Origin of the sequence: Methylobacterium fujisawaense (assembly GCF_039619325.1) — a bacterium.
GTDB lineage: Bacteria > Pseudomonadota > Alphaproteobacteria > Rhizobiales > Beijerinckiaceae > Methylobacterium > Methylobacterium fujisawaense.
Map to the genome: position 1 here is coordinate 3876522 of NZ_CP155000.1, position 18403 is coordinate 3894924.

Below are 18403 nucleotides of genomic sequence, written 5' to 3' on the forward strand. Positions count from 1 at the left end.
TGGGTCCCGCCATCAATGCTGCGCCGGCCGCCTCGGGCAGCCCACGGTTTGCTATGCGTCGCTATGTCCGGCCGACGGTGGACCAGCGGCGGGAACGAAGCTCTAATGGCGGGAGGGGAGACCCGGTTCCGCCCACGTGGTCAAGCTTTCCCGTCGAGAAGGGCGCGCAGGGATCGGAAATCCCGCCATGCGAGACGCTTCTGCACCGGCTGGCGCAGCAGGAAGGCCGGGTGGAGGGTGGCGAGCAGCTTCACCTCGCGGTTGGGCAGCTTGTAGGGGAACAGTCGGCCGCGGGTCCGCAGGATGCCATCCTTCGTGCCGGTCAGCGTCTGGGTCGCGGGCGCGCCGAGGCAGACGATGAGATCCGGATCGACCAGCTCGATCTGGCGCTCCACGAAGGGCCGGCACACCGCAACCTCCTGGGGCGTCGGGTTGCGGTTGCCCGGCGGGCGCCAGGGCACGATGTTGGCGACGTAGGCGCTGGTCCGGTCGAGCCCGATCGCCTTCATCATCTTGTCGAGGAGCTGGCCCGAGCGGCCCATGAACGGCTTGCCGATCCGGTCCTCGTCGGCGCCGGGCGCCTCGCCGAGAAACATCACCCGCGCCTCGGGATTGCCGTCGGCGAAGACGAGGTTCTTGGCGGTGAAGCGCAGCGGGCAGGCGTCGAAATCGGCGAGGATCCGCTCCAGCTCGTCCAGGGTCTTCGCCTGCCGCGCCCGGGCGCGGGCGTCGTTCGCGGCTTCGTCGGGCTGGGCGCTGGCGGCGCGGCCGAAGGTCCGCGACGGCGCGGCGGGCGGCGGCGAACCGGGGGGCGGCACGAGGCTGCCGGCGGTGGGGCCGACGGTCGGGCCGACGGGCGGGTCGGGGGCCCGGCGCGGTGCCCGCAGGGTCGGCGCCGGCGCATCCGCCTCGTTGAACCGGTCGTGCGGCCGCTCGTCCAGAACCGCGTCGGCACCGGCCTCCACGTGGAAGTCGAGATAGGCGATCAGATCGGCTTGCGCGTCGTTGGGGCTCGGCATGGAGAGGAGCATGTGGGAACGCCGCGGCCTGTGGACAACTCTCGAAACCCGCCGGCCGGGCAAGGTCTTGCGTGACGGAACAGCGCGATTCCGCGGGCCCCGCCCCACCCGCCGTCTGACCGGCATGCCGGGTTGCGGACGGGGTGGGATCGTCCGGCACCCGTCACATGTACCGCCCCGTGCGGCAAAGGGAACTTTGCCTTAAGCCGGATCTTCGGCAACTTGCCTTTCTAGCTTGGAATCGCTTGAGACGGCAGCAGGGATGCCGGCCCACCGCGGATCGGGGGCTGGAAGAAGACTGGAAGAAGAAAAGGAGAGGCGAGGATGGCGCTGCCCGAACGCGAGAGCATGGATTTCGACGTGGTCGTGGTGGGCGCCGGCCCGGCCGGCCTCGCCACCGCGATCCGCCTGAAGCAGCGCGCCGCCGAGATCGGCGAGGAGATCAGCGTCGTCGTCGTCGAGAAGGGCTCCGAGGTCGGCGCCCATATCCTCTCGGGCGCGGTGATCGACCCGATCGGCCTCGACCGGCTCCTGCCCGAATGGCGCCAGGACCCGGAGCGGCCGCTCAAGACGGAAGTCCAGCGCGACGAGTTCATGATGCTCACCAAGAACAGCGGCATCACCCTGCCGAACCTGTTCTTCCCCAAGCTCATGTCGAACCACGGCAATTTCGTCGGCTCGCTCTCGAACGTCTGCAAGTACCTGGGCGCGCAGGCCGAGGCGCTCGGCGTCGAGATCTATCCGGGCTTCCCGGCCTCCGAGGTGCTGTTCGACGACAAGGGCGCGGTGGCGGGCATCGCCACGGGCGATCTCGGGATCGGCAAGTCCGGCGCGCCGCGCGAGGACTACACCCGCGGCATGGAGCTGCGCGCCAAGTACACGGTGTTCGGCGAGGGCGCCCGGGGCAACCTGACCAAGGGCCTGATCCAGCGCTTCTCGCTCAACCGGCACAGCGACCACTTCAAGTACGGGCTCGGCGTGAAGGAGCTCTGGCAGCTCGCGCCGGGCAAGTTCGAGCCCGGGCTCGTGCGCCACACCATGGGCTGGCCGCTGCCCAACAAGGCCGGCGGCGGCTCCTGGCTCTACCATTTCGACGACAACCTGCTCTCGGTCGGCTTCGTCACGCACCTGAACTACGAGAACCCGACCCTGTCGCCGTTCGAGGAGTTCCAGCGCTTCAAGACCCACCCGCTGATCGCCGAGACCTTCGAGGGCGCCAAGCGCATCGGCTACGGCGCGCGCGCCATCATGGAGGGCGGCTGGCAATCGGTGCCGAAGCTGGTCTTCCCCGGCGGCTGCCTGGTCGGCTGCTCGGCGGGCTTCGTCAACGTGCCGCGGATCAAGGGCTCGCACAACGCGGTGCTCTCCGGGATGCAGGCGGCCGACGCCATCGCGGACGCCCTGAAGGCGGGCCGCGCCGGCGACGAGCTCACCGCCTACGAGGCCGGCTGGCGCGACAGCCCGATCGGGCAGGACCTGAAGGCGGTGCGCAACGTCAAGCCGCTCTGGTCCAAGTACGGCACGCTGGTGGGCGTCGGCCTCGGCGGGATCGACATGTGGGCGACGAGCATCTTCGGCGCCTCGCCGTTCGGCACGCTCAAGCACGGCAAGCCCGACCACGCCTGCCTCAAGCCGCTCTCCGAGGTGACGCCGATCGTCTACCCGAAGCCCGACGGCAAGCTGACCTTCGACCGGCTCTCCTCGGTCTACCTGTCGAACACCAACCACGAGGAGGACCAGCCGCCGCACCTCAAGGTCCGCGACCTGGAGCTGCAGAAGCGCTCCGAGCACGACGTCTATGGCGGGCCGTCCGGCCGCTACTGCCCGGCGGGCGTCTACGAGTGGGTGGCGGATTCCGCCGCGAGCGACGGGGTGCGCTACCAGATCAACGCGCAGAACTGCGTCCACTGCAAGACCTGCGACATCAAGGATCCGAACCAGAACATCGACTGGGTGACCCCGGAGGGGCCCGGCGGGCCGAACTACCCGAACATGTGAGGCGCCCGGACCGGGCCGGGAGGGCGCGGCGTCATCCTTTCGCCTTGCGGGGCTGGCGGGATGGGTTCAGTGTCCCCAGCGTTTTTTCGGGGATGCCCCGCCATTCTCGCGCCCGGCCCCTGACGGGCCGGCGCCCAGGAGCCGCGATCGGTTCATGATGATCACACGCGCCCGCCGGAGCGTCTCGGCGCTCGCCCTTCTGCTCGCCGCCGGGCTGCCGCAGACCGTGCTGGCCGCGCAGCCGAGGGAATCGACCCCGGTGCTCGACTACGAGCCCGCGGATTCGCTGGAGGGCAACTTCCTCTCCGCCTACATCGCGGGCGCGTCCCGGGACACGGCGGCGGCGGCGACCTTCTACCGCGAGGCGGTCAAGGCCGATCCGCGCAATGCCGAGCTGGTCGAGCGCGCCTTCATCTCGCTGCTCGCCGACGGCGCCCTGCCGGACGCGTTCCGCACCGCCGAGAAGCTCATCGCCCGCGATCCCACCAACGGGCTCGCCAACCTCTCGCTGGGGGTGCGCCAGATCAAGGCGGGCCAATGGGCCGCCGCCCGCCAGAATTTCTCGCGCAGCGGCCGCGGGGCGGCCACCGACCTGACCGCGACGCTGCTCACCGCCTGGTCGTATGCCGGCGCGGGCGACGGCAAGAAGGCGCTGGAGACGGTCAACAAGCTCCGGGGCGAGCGCTACTACAACACCTTCCGCGACTACCATGCCGGCCTGATCGCCTCGGTGACCGGCGACAACGCCGAGGCCGAGCGGCGCCTCAAGGCCGCCTACGAGGCCGACCGCAACACCCTGCGCATCGTCGACGCCTATGCCCGGATGGAGGCGAGCCTCGGCCGCACCGATCTGGCGATCCAGGCCTATTCCGACTTCGACCAGCTCTCGCCCCGCCACCCGCTGGTGCGCGACGCCCTCGACAAGCTCAAGGAGGGCAAGCCGCTCACGCGGCTGATCGGCACCGCCCAGGAGGGCGCAGCCGAGGTTCTGTACGGGCTGGGCTCCGCGGGCTCGACGCAGGGCGACGAACTGCCCGCCGTGATCTACCTGCGGCTGGCGCTCTACCTCGCCCCCGACCACGCCCTCGCCCGGCTGACGCTGGCCGACACGCTGGACCGGATGAAGCAGCCCGAGCGGGCCAACGAGGCCTACGCGCAGATCCCGGCCGCCTCCCCGCTCAAGCTCAACGCCGACATCCAGATCGGCCTGAACCTGGAGCAGATGGGCAAGGGCGACGAGGCCCTGGCCCATCTCGACGCGGCGATGAAGGCCCACCCGGACGACATCGACGTCATCACGGCGCTGGGCAACGTGCAGCGCGCCCGCAAGAAGTACGAGGAGGCGGCCGCGACCTACACCCGCGCCATCGGCCTGATCGGCGACCGGCCGCAGGCCAATTACTGGACGACCTACTATTTCCGCGGCACCGCCTACGAGCGCGCCAAGCAGTGGCCGAAGGCCGAGGCCGACCTGAAGAAGGCCCTGTCCCTGGTGCCGGCCAACCAGCCGGCCGCCAAGGCGCAGGTGATGAACTATCTCGGCTATTCCTGGGTCGATCAGAACGTCAACATCGACGAGGCGTTCAAGCTGCTGCAGCAGGCCGCCGATGCGAGCCCCCGGGACGGGATGATCGTCGACAGCCTCGGCTGGGCCTATTACCGCCTCGGCCGTTGGGACGATGCGGTGCGCGAGCTGGAGAAGGCGGTCGAGCTGAAGCCCGGCGATCCGACCATCAACGACCACCTGGGCGACGCCTACTGGCGTTCGGGCCGGCGCCTCGAGGGCAAGTTCCAGTGGCAGCACGCCAAGGATCTGAACCCCGAGCCGGACGACCTCACGCAGATCAACGCGAAGCTGAAGGACGGTCTGCCCGACATCGAGAAGCCGACCGCCACCGCCGAGACCGTGCCGGCCCCGGTCGCCGCCCCGCACAACGCCGAGAACCCGGAATTGCCGAAGGGCGCCCCCCAGCCGCACGAGGCGCCGGGCGCCGCCGACAAGGCCAAGAAGTCGGGGGGCTAGCGCCCCTCTCCCGATCCGGCGCGCTGGCGGTCCGCACCTCGTTCGTCACGGCGGTGCGGCGGCCGGCGCCGCCCGTAGCCGACGCTCGGGCGCGCCGTCCCGAAGATCCGCAAGGCGGCTTCGGGCCACAAGGGCAAGATCTTCGGCCTCCGGGCATGAGCCTGCGCCCGTTCAGGCTCCCGGTGCCTGCGTAAGATCGCCGGTATTCTGCACCCGACATCCCGTCGCGCCGTCCTGCAAAGCGCAAAGACGAGCGGGATGCTCTTGGGGACCGTAGCTCAAGAGGCCTAATTGCCTGCCGATCCGGGCCCGCTAGGCTCGCGCCTCCGCAACCTGTCGGAGTGGATCGTGAAAGCGCTGAAGCCGGTCTGGATCCTGCTGGCCCTCGCCTGTGCGGCATCCGGAATTCCGGCCGATCCTGCGAGCGCGCAGGACAAGGTGTCCGGGCCGGCTGCGTCCATCCTGGAGGCCGTTCCCGTCTCGAACGCGCCGCTCGGCGGCTTTCCCTACTTCGCGCTTCCCGACGGCTACCAGCCGCTGAACCCGCCCGAGACCCGCGCTTTCGGGCATTTCCTGTTCTGGACCGGCACGGCGCTCCACGAGGTCGAGGGCAAGGTCTTCCTGTCCCTCATCGGCACCAAGGACGGCAAGACCTACGCATCCTATGAGCTGAAGAAGAACATCGAGGCCGTGCTGACACAGGCCGGCGGCCGGAAGATCGCCGACAGCAGGATCCCCGCCTCCCTCACGGAGACGCTGCCCGAGGACATCCGGATCGGGATGTATGAGGGCCTGGGCAATGTCTACAACGAGCCGGTGCAGACCTGGGTGATCCGCCGGCCGGACCGGCAGATCTGGGTCCATTTCGTGCCCGGCAGCAACAACGCGGCCTGGACCATCCTCGAGACCAAGCCGTTTCTCCAGACCGCCGCCCTCCTGCCCGCCGAGCAGCTGAAGCAGGACCTCGACACGACGGGAAAGGCGGTGATCCAGGTCAACTTCGCCACCGACAGGACCGAGATCCTGCCGGCCTCCGCCCCGCAGATCGACGCGGTGGCGGGCCTGCTGCGGACGAATCCCGGCCTGCGGCTCGCGATCAACGGCCATACCGACGAGACCGGAGCCGCCGCGCACAACCAGGCCCTGTCCGACGGCCGTGCCAAGGCGGTCATGGCGAAGCTCGTCGCCGCCGGCGTCGCGAGGGATCGGCTGAAGGCCAGGGGCTTCGGGGCGTCCAGCCCGGTCGCCGCCAACGACAGCGCGGAGGGACGGGCGAAGAACCGGCGCGTGGAGCTGGTCAGGTTCTGAGGGTCGAGGCGCCGATGGCAGGCCTCGACCGGGCGTCTCGCTGGTCCGGACCCGCTCCGTGCGTCGGAGCTGGGGACGTCGGGGGCGACAAGAGTATTTTGTCCGCCACATCATAAAAATCGACGCGCATTTTCCCGGGCTTTGACGCACAGTGCGCAGCCGTTCGCGGGCGGCCAAGCCGCAGCCCGCACGGCAGGAGATTCGCACGGCAAGAGCCGGCGGGCGGGCATCGCGCCCGCGAGTCAGGGAGGAAGGCCCATGCCGTCAGATATCGAGATCGCCCGCGCCGCGACCCTGAAGCCGATCGCGCAGGTCGCCGAGAAGCTCGGCATCCCGGATGACGCGCTCCACAATTACGGCAAGCACATCGCCAAGATCGACCACGGCTACATCGCCGGGCTGGAGAGCCGGAAGCCCGGCAAGCTCGTGCTGGTCACGGCGATCTCCCCGACGCCCGCGGGCGAGGGCAAGACCACCACCACGGTGGGCCTGGGCGACGCCCTGAACCGCATCGGCGAGAAGACCATGATCTGCCTGCGCGAGCCGTCGCTCGGGCCGTGCTTCGGCATGAAGGGCGGCGCCGCCGGCGGCGGCAAGGCCCAGGTCGTGCCGATGGAGCAGATCAACCTGCACTTCACCGGCGACTTCCACGCCATCACGTCGGCCCACAGCCTCGCGGCCGCGCTGATCGACAACCACGTCTACTGGGCGAACGAGCTCAACATCGACGTGCGCCGCATCCACTGGCGCCGCGTCGTCGACATGAACGACCGGGCTTTGCGCCAGATCACCCAGTCGCTCGGCGGCGTCGCCAACGGCTTCCCCCGGGAGGACGGGTTCGACATCACGGTGGCCTCCGAGGTGATGGCGGTGTTCTGCCTCGCCAAGGACCTCGCCGACCTGGAGGAGCGCCTCGGCCGGATCGTCATCGCCGAGACCCGCGACCGCAAGCTCGTCACCCTCAAGGACGTGAAGGCCACCGGCGCCATGACGGTGCTGCTCAAGGACGCCCTGCAGCCCAACCTCGTGCAGACGCTCGAGGGCAACCCGGCGCTGATCCATGGCGGCCCCTTCGCCAACATCGCCCATGGCTGCAACTCGGTGATCGCCACACGGGCCGGCCTTCGGCTCGCCGACTACACGGTGACGGAGGCCGGGTTCGGCGCCGATCTCGGCGCCGAGAAGTTCCTCGACATCAAGTGCCGGCAGGCGGGGCTGACCCCCTCGGCCGTGGTGGTGGTGGCGACCATCCGCGCCCTCAAGATGCATGGCGGCGTCGACAAGAAGAACCTCGGGGCCGAGAACATCGACGCCCTGGAGAAGGGCTTCGCCAACCTCGCCCGGCACGTGACCAACCTGCGCGGCTTCGGCCTGCCGGTGGTGGTCGGCGTCAACCACTTCTACGCCGACACCGATGCCGAGCACGCCAAGCTCAAGGAACTGTGCCGCGAGCGGCTCGACGTCGAGGCGATCACCTGCCGCCACTGGGCGGAGGGCGGGGCCGGGGCCGAGGAGCTGGCCCGCACGGTGGTGAAGCTCTCCGAGGCCGAGCCGGCGCCGATCCGCCACGCCTACGAGACGGAGAGCCGCCTCTCCGACAAGATCCGGGCGATCGCCACCAAGCTGTACGGGGCCGCCGACATCCAGATCGAGACGAAGGCTCAGGCCAAGCTCGCCACCTTCGAGAAGGACGGCTACGGCCACCTGCCGATCTGCATGGCCAAGACCCAGTACTCGTTCTCCACCGACCCGACCCTGATGGGCGCCCCCGAGGGCCACATCGTGGGCGTGCGCGACGTCCGGCTCTCGGCCGGCGCCGGCTTCGTGGTGGCGATCTGCGGGGAGATCATGACCATGCCGGGCCTGCCCCGGGTGCCCGCCGCCGACACGATCCGGCTGGACGCCAACGGGCAGATCGACGGGCTGTTCTGAGGAGCGCGCGGGGCTCGCCTACGGGCGAGCCCCGCCGTTCGTCGTTGCGAGCGGAGCGAAGCAATCCAGGGACACGCCGCATCCGGAGATCGCGCGCTGCCCTGGGTCGCTTCGCTGCGCTCGCGATGACGGAGCGGGGCGGGTCAGGGCTCGCCCTCTACACCGCTCCGAACAGGTCCACCGCCAGCCGGGAATGCGCCTCGCGCAGCATCCCGGTATCGACCCCGAGCGGCTGGCCGTCGATCACCCGCCAGCGGCCCGCCACCATCACCCGGTCGGCCCGGGTGGCGCCGCACAGGACCAGAGCCGCCAGCGGGTCGTGGGCGCCGGAGAAGCGCAGCTCGTCCAGGGTGAACAGGGCGAGGTCCGCCTCCCGGCCCGGCTCGATCCGGCCGATATCGGTGCGGCCGAGGCAGGCGGCCGAGCCTTCGGTGGCCCAGCGCAGGGCGTCGAGATGCGTCACGGCCTCCGCCCCGTAGGTGAGCCGGTTGATCATCAGGGCGTGGCGCACGCCCTCCATCAGGTTCGAGCTGTCGTTCGAGGCCGAGCCGTCGACGCCGAGGCCCACGGGCGAGCCCGCCGCCTCCAGCTCGCAGGTGCGGCAGCGGCCCGAGGCCAGGGTCATGTTCGAGGTCGGGCAGTGGCAGACGCCGACCCCGGCCTTGCCGAGCCGGGCGACCTCGGCATCGGTGAAGTGGATGCCGTGGGCGAGCCAGACCCGGTCGTTCAGCCAGCCGACCTCCTCGAGGTACTCCACCGGCCGGCAACCGAACATCTGCTGGCAATAGGCGTCCTCGTCCAGCGTCTCGCCGAGATGGGTGTGCAGCCGGCTCCCGTGCCGGGCGGCGAGCGCCACGCTCTCGCGCATCAGACGCCGGGTCACCGCGAAGGGCGAGCAGGGGGCGAGCGCGACCTGCACCATCGCGCCGGGGGCGGGGTCGTGGAACAGGTTCAGCACCCGCTCGCAATCCGAAAGAATCGTGTCGTCGTCCTGGGTCAGGCTCTCGGGCGGCAGCCCGCCCTCCCGGTCGGACAGGCTCATGGAGCCGCGGGTGATCGCGGCCCGGATCCCGAGGGCCCGGGCCTCCGCGACCTGGACGTCCATCGAATCCTCCAGCCCCTTCGGGAACAGGTAGTGATGGTCGCCCGCCGTGGTGCAGCCCGAGAGCAGCAGCTCGGTGAAGGCCACCTGCGTGGCGAGCCGGAACGCCTCCGGGGTGATCCGCCCCCAGACCGTGTAGAGCGCCTTCAGCCAGGGAAAGAGCGGCTTGTTGATCGCCAGCGGGTGGGCGCGGGTCAGCGTCTGGAAGGCGTGGTGATGGGTGTTGATCAGCCCCGGGATGACCACGTGGCGCGAGGCGTCGAAGGTCTCGTCCACGGGCGCGGCGGGTTTCGCGCCCGCCGCCACGCATTCGACGATCCGGGTGCCCGCCACGACGATCCCGCCCCCGGCGCCCTCGGCCAGGATGGCGCGCGGATCGCGGATCCAGAGGCGTCCCGGTCCCGGTTCAGCTGCCTCGGCCATGTCCGTCCGCTCCCGTCGATCGAGGATCCTGCGTAGCGGAGGGGCCGGACCGGCGGCAATCCCGCTTGAGGATCGCCGCCGGCCGGCGCCCCGGCCGGCCCGGTCAGGGTTGACGGGCCCGGGCCGCCTTGAGAAACGTCATGGGGACTGACCTATCACCCGTTGGGAGCGGCCGCGCCGTGACACGGACAGCCCCGCGCGAGGCGATCTTCGCGGCGAAACCCGTCCCGGGTGCCGCGCCGGCCGCCCTCGGCAGCGACGACCTGATCGAGCTTCTGTTCTTCGCCTACCGGGATTTCGTGGGCGATCCCGACCGGATCCTGGCCGCCTACGGCTTCGGCCGGGCCCACCACCGGGTGCTGCACTTCGTCGACCGCTATCCCGGCCTGACCATCGCCGAACTCCTCGACATCCTGCGCATCACCAAGCAGAGCCTGAACCGGGTGCTCAAGGACCTGATCGGGCAGGGCTACGTCGCGCAGAAGCCCGGTTCCAGCGACCGGCGCCAGCGCCTCCTCTACTGCACCGAGGCCGGCGCCCGTCTCGCGGCCGACCTCACGCGGGTCCAGGCCCGCCGCCTCGCCCGGGCGCTCGCGGCGCCGGATGCCCGGGGCTCCCCGGAGGATTTCCTGATGGCGATGATCGAGCCGGAGGACCGCCCGGCGGTCCAGCGCCTGATGGCGCGGCGCGGGGGCGGGAGCGACGGGCGCGTCGCCGGGGAGGAGTGCGCGTGAGCAATGCCGCCCGGGCCGACCTGCCCGACGAGGCGCCCCACGTCCTCGTGGTCGACGACGACCGCCGGCTGCGCGAATTGCTCGCCCGCTACCTCACCGACCAGGGCTTCCGGGTCACCGCCGCGGCGAGCGCCGCGGAGGCCCGGGCCCGGGCCCAGAGCGTCGTGTTCGACGCCATGGTCCTCGACGTGATGATGCCCGGCGAGAACGGCTTCGACTACGCCCGCAGCGTGCGCGAGACGTCGCGGGTGCCGATCCTGATGCTCACCGCCCGCTCCAACCCGAACGACCGGGTGATGGGGCTGGAGATCGGCGCGGACGATTACCTGCCCAAGCCCTTCGAGCCGCGGGAGCTGACGCTGCGGCTCAACAACATCATCAAGCGCAGCGCGCGGCCCCGCGCGGCGGCCGCCGAGGCGGTGACCTTCGGGCCGTTCGCGTTCCGGGTCGACCGGGGCGAGCTGCGCCGGGACGACGAGCTGATCCGCATCACCGAGCGCGAGCGCGAGATCCTGACGATCCTGGCGATGGCGGGCGGCGCCAATGTCGAGCGCGAGCAGCTCGCCGGCCCCGGCGGGGCCGCGGCGGAGCGCACCGTCGACGTGCAGATCAACCGCCTGCGCCGCAAGACCGAGGTCGACCCCGCCAATCCGGTCTTCCTGCAGACCGTGCGGGGCGTCGGCTACCGGCTCGCGGTGGATTGAGCCGGAACCGGGCGGCTCAGACCACCCGCGGCTCGTCGCGCTTCAGCTTGAGGGCCTTGGCGATCCGGGTGGATAGGCTGCCCACGACGGCGAGGGTGGCCGACGGGTCGACCAGAGGGCGGACGGCCTCCAGCGCCTCCGCGGCGCTGGGCTTCATCACCGCGTAGACCGTGGCGCCGGATGCCGGGCTGGAGCCCTGCACGGTGACGGAGACGAGGAAGGTCGTGTGGCGTCGCCGCAGGCGTCCAGGCATCGCTCAGCATTTGGCATGTCGGCTAACCATCACCAATGCCAGAGTCCCGGAGCCGGCCCGGGAAACGACACGATCCTGGCACGATAACCCGTGCCGGGTCTTTCAGATCAGGGCAAGGTCGATGCCGGGAAGCCGCAGCCCGTCGAGCCGCGTGCTCCAGTGCTGGCCGGAGGCGACCGGAAGCGCGTCTGTCAGCGTGCCGGTCGTGACGACCGTGCCGGCTGCGAGCGGCGGGGCGACCGGATCGTTAGCCAGCGCATCGACCAAGTGCGCGAGGGCGGCGAGCGGTCCCGTCCCGAGGACGCTGCGGCCGCCGCCCCGGTCGGCGACGGCGCCGTCCCGCAGCAGGTCGACGGTGAAGCCCGCGAGGTCGCCGATCCAGGCGCGCCGCGCGGCCGCCGGAACCGGCACCCGCTCGCCCACCACCAGCAACCCGTGCAGCCCGAAGGCCGCCACGGTGTCGGGCGCCGCGAAGCGCCAGCCCGGATAGAGCGACTGCACGATCTCGAAGCCGCTCGCGGCCCAGTCGAGGCAGGCGATCAGCGCCTCGGCATCCATGCCGGGTTCCGGCGCGCGTGCCAGACCGAACACGATTTCCGGCTCGATCCGGGGCTCGACGAAGGCCGCGAGGGGCACCGGTCCGCCCAGGGCGGCCCGGTCGCGCAGGGTCGTGTCGTAGACATGCCCCCAGATCGGCGCCCGGACGCCGTACCGCTCCCACAGGGTCGTGTTGGTGAAGCCGATCTTGTAGCCGACATTCCGCTCGCCGCGCCCGGCACGCAGGCTCCGGATCGCCTCGGCGACCCGGTAGGCCGCCGGCAGGTCGAAGGTCGGATCCCAGCCGGTCAGCGGTGCGATGGGGCGGCGATGCTCGTGCGCGGCCAGGATGGTGCGCGCGTGGGCCGCGGCGGATATCGGCTCGGTCATCGGCAACAGGGTCCAGGCCGACGCGACGTCATCCGCGCCGGGCCGCCTCGATCGCGGCGACGTCGATCTTCCCCATGGTCATCATGGCCGTGAACGCGCGCCGGGCCTCCGCGCCGCCGGCCGCCAGCGCGGCGGTGAGCACGCGTGGCGTGATCTGCCACGCGATGCCCCAGCGATCCTTGCACCAGCCGCAGGCGCTCTCCTGCCCGCCATTGTCGACGATGGCGGTCCAGAGCCGGTCCGTCTCCGCCTGGTCGTCCGTGGCGATCTGGAACGAGAAGGCCTCGCTGTGCCGGAAGGCGGGACCGCCGTTCAGGCCGATGCACGGGATGCCGGCCACCGTGAACGCCACCGTCAGCACGTCCCCCGCCTTGCCCGACGGGTAATCGGCCGGTGCCCGGTAAACCGCGCCCATGGCGCTGTCCGGAAAGGTCGCGACGTAGAATCGGGCGGCCGCCTCGGCCTCCGTGTCGTACCAGAGGCAGATCGTGGCCTTGGGAATTTCGCTCTCGCCGAGCGCGTTCCGGGCGTCCTGATCCTCGGCGACCACGCTGGCCATTGCGGTGCCTCCCTTGCCGTTCCCGTGCCATGCCGACGGGCGGGCCTCGCCGCCGGCCGACAGGGGCCGCGGCACGCCCCCATACAACCATGAGATGTCGACCCGGCAAAGACCGACACGCGGGACCGGCCGGTCGGGTTGGCCGCACGGATTTGCGTCGCCGCGCGATCGACCGCGCGGGGACCGTTTTGCCCGGCGCCGTGGAGGCGCGGCCGGGACGCGGGCCGATCATCGGCCGCGCGGGGCCCGCGAGCGGCCCCGCCTGGGAGATCCGCTAGGGCCACGCCGCCGACGGTGTCGATGCGAGCGGGCGTCGCGGCTCAGAGCTTGCTGACGAGCAAGCCCAGACCGAAGCCCGCGAGCCCGGCGACGAGCAAGGAAGCGTGGGGCCAGGCGACGGAGGTCTGGTGACCTTCCCACGCGTAGGCACGGCTCCGGTCATAGGCCTCCGCGGCGTGGTCCGAGATCTCGTCGGCCGCGTGCCGGACCGCGTCCTTGGCCTGACCGTAGAGGTTCTCGGCGGTGCCCTGCGCTTCGCGGAGCCGGCCCTCGACCGCATGGCGGTTCGAACCGGCGAGGTCGCCAACCGAGCCCTGAACCGTGCCGCCGAACGCGCGCGCGGCCCCCGTGATCCTGTCCGTGTCGATCATCGCGCTGCCCTTCACATCCTGTCTCGGACTGGCATCGGCTGCGGTCTCGCAAGCCAGACGCCCACCCTCTCGCGACGGGTGCAACGGCGGCCTCCTCCAAGCGTTCCAGGCGAGCGGTCCAGTCCAGTGGGTCCAGGCTTCCGCCACGGACCCTGGCCATTCCGGGATGGCGCGCTGTCCCGTCGGGGTCGCGCGGAAGGCGATATCGGTTGAGCCGCACGCGACGCCGGCGCGGACGTCTTCAATCGGGACCCTGTGCGGATCGGCGGTTTGGTCGGAGGCGCGGACGTCGCCGCGACGGCGAAGGGCGTCGGAGGCCGTCCGGTCGCCCGCGGACGCATCGGTGCCGGCGCCGACACGGTCGGCGAGACCGTCACGGGACTGGCCGGGTCTGGCCAGGACTGTCCGCTGGAACGCCCTCCGGGTCGGCTTGATGGGGGAGGCCCGGATCGACCCCGTGACGCTCAGCCCGGAGGGGGGCTGGCGTCCGGTCGTGGCCATGGACGGCGTCCCACGCGGCGGCATCGCCTTTTTCTCCGACGGCATGTCACATCCCGCGTCGTCCCCTCGTCTTGACGTCGAACGAGCGCCTCAGCGGCACCCCGCCGCGCCGCCCGGTTCACGCAGGAGACGCGCGTCATGAAGGTGGTTGTGATCGGCGGGAGCGGGTTGATCGGCAGGCAGCTGACCGCCGAACTCGGCCGCAGGGGACACGAAGCCGTCGCCGCCTCCCCGCGGACGGGCGTCGACGCCCTGACGGGTGAGGGGCTCGCCGAGGTTCTCGTCGGCGCCGAGGTCGTGGTCGACGTCGCGAACGCACCGTCCTTCGAGGATGCGGCGGTGCTCGATTTCTTCGAGCGGTCGAGCCGCAACCTCCTGGCCGCCGCGCGTCGGGCCGGCGTGACGCACCATGTCGCCCTCTCGATCGTCGGCACGGATCGCCTGGACGGGAACGGATACTTCCGGGCGAAGGTCGCGCAGGAGCGGCTGATCGTGGCGTCCGGCCTGCCCTACACGATCGTTCGTGCAACCCAGTTCTTCGAGTTCGTCGCCACGATCACCGCGGCGTCGGTCGTGGGCGATCGCATCGTCGTCCCCGACGCCGATTTCCAGCCCATCGCCGCCGCCGACGTCGCGGCCGCGCTGGCGGAGGTCGCCGTCCACGAGCCCCGCAGCCGGACGATCGAGATCGCCGGACCGGACAGGCTGCCCTTCCGCGACTTCGTCGCCCGATGCGCCGCCGCCGCCGGCGACCGCCGGGCGGTGTCGGCCGACCGCGGCGCACGGTATTTCGGCGCCGCGCTGGAGAAGGGCTCGCTCGTTCCCGAGGACGCTGCCGCGGCGCGCCTCGGATCCACGCGCTTCGCGACCTGGCTCGCGACCGTCTGACGGCCTCCCTCACCACGCTGGACGAACCCCCATGGTCAAAGCACTCATCCTCTCCGCTTGCCTGGCCGGCTTCGCGCTCCCGGTCGGGGCGGCGGAGCTGCGGGCCGGCGAGGCCCGCGTCACGACGATCTTCGACCACCCCCTGCCGGGCATCCCCGGCAAGAGTCTGCGCGGCGTCCTCGTCGCGTACGGGCCGGGCGGGTCCTCCCCCGCCCACAGGCATGCGCGCTCCGCCTTCATCACCGCGACGGTGATCGAGGGCGCGATCCGCAGCCGCATCAACGACGGGCCTGAGCAGATCTTCCGGGTCGGCGAGAGCTTCGTGGAGCAGCCGGGCGACCACCACGCCGTGAGCGCCAATGCCAGCGCCACGGAGCCGTCCCGCCTTCTCGCGGTGTTCGTCGTCGATACGGACGACCGCGACCTGACCGTGCCGGACCGGCGGTGACACTCCCTCCGGCCGCGTGCGAGGATCCCCGGGTCTCGCCATCGCTCCGCAGACAGATCCCATGCCGCCGACCGACACGCAGACCGACGCGGCGACCGCCACCTTCGAGGCCCATCGTCCGCGCCTCCTGCGCATCGCCTACCGCATGCTCGGCTCCCGCAGCGAGGCCGAGGACATGGTGCAGGACACGTGGCTGCGCTGGATCGCGGCGGATCGGGGCGCGGTCGCGGCCCCGTATCCGTTTCTGGCCCGCATCGTGACCCGGCTCTGCCTCGACCAGATGAAGTCGGCCCGCGCCCGCCGGGAGACCTATGTCGGCGCCTGGCTGCCGGAGCCCCTGGTCGAGACGGGGGAGGACGGCGTGGACGAGGACGATCTCACGCTGACGCTGATGATGGCGCTGGAACGCCTCTCGCCCCTCGAGCGCGCAGCCTTCCTGCTCCACGACGTGTTCGGCATCCCGCTCGGCGAGGTGGCGGACACGCTTGATCGGGAGGCGGCCGCCGTGCGTCAGCTCGCGGTGCGCGCCCGCCGGAACGTGCAGTCCGCACGGCCGCGCTTTCCCGTGGCGCGGGAGGAGGGCGAGCGGATCGCCCACGCCTTCTTCGCGGCCTCCGCCAGCGGGGACATCGCGACCCTGCGCACGCTGCTCGCGGAGGACGTGGTGCTCTGCTCGGACGGCGGCGGCAAGGTCCTGGCCTTTCCCAACCCCATCGTCGGGTCGGAGCGCCTGCTCCGTCTCTTCGCGGGCGTCCGGCGCAAATGGGGGCCCGAGCGGGCCGCGATGGTCGCGCCGGTCTGGATCGACGGATTGCCGGGATACATCAGCCGGGAACGCGGCGATCTCCTCCAGACGACCGCGCTCGCCATCGAGAACGGTCGGATCACCGCCCTCTACATCACCCGCAACCCCGACAAGCTCCGCCATGTGCTCCGTCAGGTCCTGCCCCCTGTGGCGGGCGCAGCCGGCACCGGGCCGCATGCGGAGCCGCAACCGCGCGAATCCGCGGAGCGGCGCCCGGGAGGGGCGGTTCCTTGACCGCATCGCCGAGAGCGGCCGCGCATCGGCCCGGCCCCGAGGCCCCCGGAATCGCGCTGGCTCTCTCCGCATCACGGAAACTTGAACCGAAATTTAATCGTGTTCGTTGACGTTTCGCCTGATGCACACAGGTGGAACCATGTCCTTGCTCTCCAACGCTAAAATATTGACAAAGCTGTCAGCGGTCATCGTGCTTATCGGTGGAGTGATCGGTGGCTGTATTTGGTTTGCGCAGGCGCGGATCGGCCAGATCGATAAGGCCTACAGTTCTTTCATCGATCGCGATGCGAAGGCGGTTGCAACGGCGCGTCGCCTGAATCGCAGCGTCTTCGAGATGAATTACTGGGTGTATCGCATCCTCGCTGAGACAGACGAAGCTCAGATGAAGGTGGCCAACACTGGATTCGACGACGCCATCCCCACCCTGACAAAGGCTCTGGCCGACCTGCGCCGACTCGCGCCGGATTTCGGCGCGCGCATCGACGAGCAGGCGGCCCGTATCCATCAGTTCGTCCAGCAGGTCTCCGAGGTTCGCCAGCTCTGCCTGGCGGGCCGGAACGCCGAGGCTCTCGCGCTGGTCCATCGTACGATCGACCCGACCTTCGTCGCCCTGGTGCAGGGCAGTTCGAAGCTCGGGAACGACATCGATGGCGCGATGGAGAAGGGCTCGGCCGAACTGACCGAGCAGACCAACGCCACCCGCATCTCCCTGGTGTCGTTCAGCGCGCTCGGCTTGCTGGTCGGGCTCGCTGCGGCCGCCCTCGTGACGATCGTCGGCATCACGCGCCCGCTCGGCAGATTGGTCGTCGTCCTACGACGCATGGCGCAAGGGGAGATCGAGGCGGAGATCCGGGAGGCTGGCCGGGGCGACGAGATCGGCGCGGTCGGCCGGGCGGTGGAGGGGATCAAGGCCCTGGTCGCCCGCAAGGCCGCCGAGGAGGCCGAGGTCAAGCGGCTGGCCGACGCGGCCGCGGCCCAGGCGCGCCGGCGCACCATGATCGAACTCGCCGACGGGTTCGAGCGGTCGGTCGGCGGCGTCGTCGGCATGGTCTCGTCCTCGGCCACGGAGCTGCAGGCCACCGCCCGGCAGATGACCGCCACCGCCCAGGAGACGGCCTCGCAATCCACCACCGTTGCGGCGGCCGCGGAAGAGGCCGCCGCCAACGTCCAGACCGTGGCCGCCGCCGCGGAGGAGCTGGGCTCGTCGGTGCAGGAGATCGGCCGGCAGGTCACCGGCTCGGCCCGGCTCGCGCAGTCGGCGGTGGGCGAGGCCGACCAGACCGCCGCCCTGGTCCAGGCGCTCAGCCAGACCGCCGCCCGGATCGGCGACATGGTCGGGATGATCTCCGGGATCGCCGGGCAGACCAACCTGCTGGCGCTCAACGCCACGATCGAGGCGGCGCGGGCCGGCGCCGCGGGGCGGGGCTTTGCGGTGGTGGCTGCCGAGGTGAAGGCGCTGGCCGAGCAGACCGCCAAGGCGACCGAGGAGATCGCCCGGCAGATCGGCGCGGTGCAGGAGGTGACCGGGCAGGCCGTGACGGCGATCGGCGGGATCACCGGGCGGATCCGGGAGATCGACGGCGTGGCGACCTCGATCGCCGCGGCGGTGGAGCAGCAGGGGGCGGCGACGCAGGAGATCGTGCGCAACGTGGCGCAGGCCTCAACCGGCACCACCGCGGTGACCGGCACCATCGCGGGCGTCGCGCAGGCCTCCGAGGAGACCGGCGCCGCGGCCAGCCAGGTGCTCGCCTCCGCCTCCGAACTCTCGCGCCAGTCCGAGCATCTCGGTGCCGAGGTCGCCCGCTTCCTCGCAACCGTCCGCGCCGCCTGACGAGCCCCTGGCCGGATCCTCCCGGTCCGCCCTCCCGGCGCGGGCCGGCTCCGCCGCTTGCGGG

16 protein-coding genes are annotated in these 18403 nt (G+C 71.1%); 10 read left to right on the top strand and 6 right to left on the bottom strand.

The features are described 5' to 3' along the window. Window positions 1-140: 140 nt before the first annotated feature. Window positions 141-1031 carry a uracil-DNA glycosylase gene (locus ABC766_RS18345; protein WP_345819185.1) on the bottom strand — a complete coding sequence of 297 codons (891 nt, stop codon included), beginning with the start codon at window positions 1029-1031 and terminating at the stop codon, window positions 141-143. A 312-nt stretch (window positions 1032-1343) separates the two neighbouring features. Between ABC766_RS18345 and ABC766_RS18350 the strand changes: the two genes are divergently transcribed. From ABC766_RS18350 to ABC766_RS18365, 4 genes are all read left to right on the top strand, one after another. Beyond that, a complete protein-coding gene (locus ABC766_RS18350; RefSeq protein ID WP_043353371.1) occupies window positions 1344-3017 on the top strand; it encodes an electron transfer flavoprotein-ubiquinone oxidoreductase in 1674 nt (557 codons plus the stop codon). A gap of 154 nt (window positions 3018-3171) precedes the next feature. Continuing rightward, entirely contained in the window at window positions 3172-5040 is a 1869-nt protein-coding gene (locus tag ABC766_RS18355; RefSeq protein ID WP_043384035.1) for a tetratricopeptide repeat protein, read from the top strand. A gap of 348 nt (window positions 5041-5388) precedes the next feature. Next, window positions 5389-6348, top strand: a complete 960-nt coding sequence (locus ABC766_RS18360) for an OmpA family protein (protein WP_342145412.1) — start codon at window positions 5389-5391, stop codon at window positions 6346-6348. A gap of 258 nt (window positions 6349-6606) precedes the next feature. Beyond that, entirely contained in the window at window positions 6607-8280 is a 1674-nt protein-coding gene (locus ABC766_RS18365; protein WP_345819186.1) for a formate--tetrahydrofolate ligase, read from the top strand. A gap of 157 nt (window positions 8281-8437) precedes the next feature. Here the strand turns inward: ABC766_RS18365 and ABC766_RS18370 are convergent, their stop codons facing one another. Beyond that, on the bottom strand, window positions 8438-9805 hold the full coding sequence (locus ABC766_RS18370) for an 8-oxoguanine deaminase (RefSeq protein ID WP_345819187.1): 1368 nt from the start codon (window positions 9803-9805) through the stop codon (window positions 8438-8440). 140 nt (window positions 9806-9945) lie between these two features. Here ABC766_RS18370 and ABC766_RS18375 point away from each other — a divergent pair, with 140 nt between their 5' ends. Together ABC766_RS18375 and ABC766_RS18380 are read left to right on the top strand one after the other, a co-directional pair. Further along, window positions 9946-10539: a MarR family winged helix-turn-helix transcriptional regulator gene (locus ABC766_RS18375; RefSeq protein WP_210274645.1), complete on the top strand. Its 594-nt coding sequence runs from the start codon at window positions 9946-9948 to the stop codon at window positions 10537-10539. Next, entirely contained in the window at window positions 10536-11243 is a 708-nt protein-coding gene (locus ABC766_RS18380) for a response regulator (protein WP_043353334.1), read from the top strand. Before ABC766_RS18375 ends, ABC766_RS18380 begins: the two co-directional genes overlap by 4 nt. A 16-nt stretch (window positions 11244-11259) precedes the next feature. Here ABC766_RS18380 and ABC766_RS18385 read toward each other — a convergent pair whose 3' ends face one another. From ABC766_RS18385 to ABC766_RS18400, 4 genes are all read right to left on the bottom strand, one after another. After that, complete coding sequence (locus ABC766_RS18385; protein WP_043353327.1) at window positions 11260-11496, bottom strand: hypothetical protein; 237 nt, start codon at window positions 11494-11496, stop codon at window positions 11260-11262. A gap of 102 nt (window positions 11497-11598) precedes the next feature. Then, window positions 11599-12423: a 2-keto-4-pentenoate hydratase gene (locus tag ABC766_RS18390; RefSeq protein WP_043759451.1), complete on the bottom strand. Its 825-nt coding sequence runs from the start codon at window positions 12421-12423 to the stop codon at window positions 11599-11601. 28 nt (window positions 12424-12451) lie between these two features. Continuing rightward, window positions 12452-12925: a VOC family protein gene (locus ABC766_RS18395; protein WP_043384134.1), complete on the bottom strand. Its 474-nt coding sequence runs from the start codon at window positions 12923-12925 to the stop codon at window positions 12452-12454. 377 nt (window positions 12926-13302) lie between these two features. Continuing rightward, window positions 13303-13632 carry a CsbD family protein gene (locus ABC766_RS18400; RefSeq protein ID WP_075382010.1) on the bottom strand — a complete coding sequence of 110 codons (330 nt, stop codon included), beginning with the start codon at window positions 13630-13632 and terminating at the stop codon, window positions 13303-13305. A 639-nt stretch (window positions 13633-14271) separates the two neighbouring features. Between ABC766_RS18400 and ABC766_RS18405 the strand changes: the two genes are divergently transcribed. The 4 genes from ABC766_RS18405 to ABC766_RS18420 all read left to right on the top strand — a co-directional run bounded on the left by ABC766_RS18405 (window position 14272) and on the right by ABC766_RS18420 (window position 18339). Beyond that, window positions 14272-15021: an SDR family oxidoreductase gene (locus ABC766_RS18405; RefSeq protein ID WP_043759449.1), complete on the top strand. Its 750-nt coding sequence runs from the start codon at window positions 14272-14274 to the stop codon at window positions 15019-15021. A 31-nt stretch (window positions 15022-15052) separates the two neighbouring features. After that, window positions 15053-15469 carry a cupin domain-containing protein gene (locus tag ABC766_RS18410; RefSeq protein ID WP_043384020.1) on the top strand — a complete coding sequence of 139 codons (417 nt, stop codon included), beginning with the start codon at window positions 15053-15055 and terminating at the stop codon, window positions 15467-15469. 61 nt (window positions 15470-15530) lie between these two features. Further along, entirely contained in the window at window positions 15531-16508 is a 978-nt protein-coding gene (locus tag ABC766_RS18415) for a sigma-70 family RNA polymerase sigma factor (protein WP_274926649.1), read from the top strand. 139 nt (window positions 16509-16647) lie between these two features. Next, complete coding sequence (locus tag ABC766_RS18420) at window positions 16648-18339, top strand: methyl-accepting chemotaxis protein (protein ID WP_278306096.1); 1692 nt, start codon at window positions 16648-16650, stop codon at window positions 18337-18339. The last annotated feature ends 64 nt before the right edge of the window (window positions 18340-18403 follow it).